At 69.0% G+C, this 554-nt stretch carries 1 pseudogene; it reads left to right on the forward strand.

The annotated features are described in order from the left end of the window. A pseudogene (locus tag ACFOYU_RS15160) lies at positions 1-554 on the forward strand (hypothetical protein); the annotation flags it as partial.

The raw sequence follows: 554 nt of genomic DNA on the forward strand, positions 1-554 counted from the left end.
TCCTCGACAGCGCGCACCGGCTCGTATGGGGGCAGGTGCCCAACCGCGACTTCCACACCGCCCTCGGCCCCCTCACCCACTACATCCCCGCCGCAGGATACTGGCTCTCCGGCTCCCTCGGCGCCGCCATGCCCCTCGGCATGGCCCTCACCACCCTGGCGCTCGCCCCCGCCCTCGCCCACATCCTCGCCTCCCGCCTGCATCCCCTCATCGCCCTGCTCTTCGGCGCCTTTCTCCTGCTCATCCTCGCGGTGCCCATGAACCTGGGCGAGGCCATCACCTCGCTCTCCTTTGCCATGTTCTACAACCGCATCGGCTGGGTCGCCCTGGGGGCGCTGCTGGTCATGTACCTGCTGCCGCGGCAGGTGCGTCCGTATCAGGAGCGGCTCGACGCGCTCTGCGCCACCCTGCTGACGGTGGCGATGGTCTACACCAAGGTGACCTACGGTCTGGTGGCTCTGGCCTTTCTGGTGTTCATGCTGTTCGATGCGCGCCAGCGCCGCTGGGCCGCCTGGGCCATCGGCCTCACCATCCTCACAGCCCTCGCGGTCGAA

Source organism: Microvirga sp. GCM10011540, from assembly GCF_042650665.1.
GTDB lineage: Bacteria > Pseudomonadota > Alphaproteobacteria > Rhizobiales > Beijerinckiaceae > Microvirga > Microvirga lenta.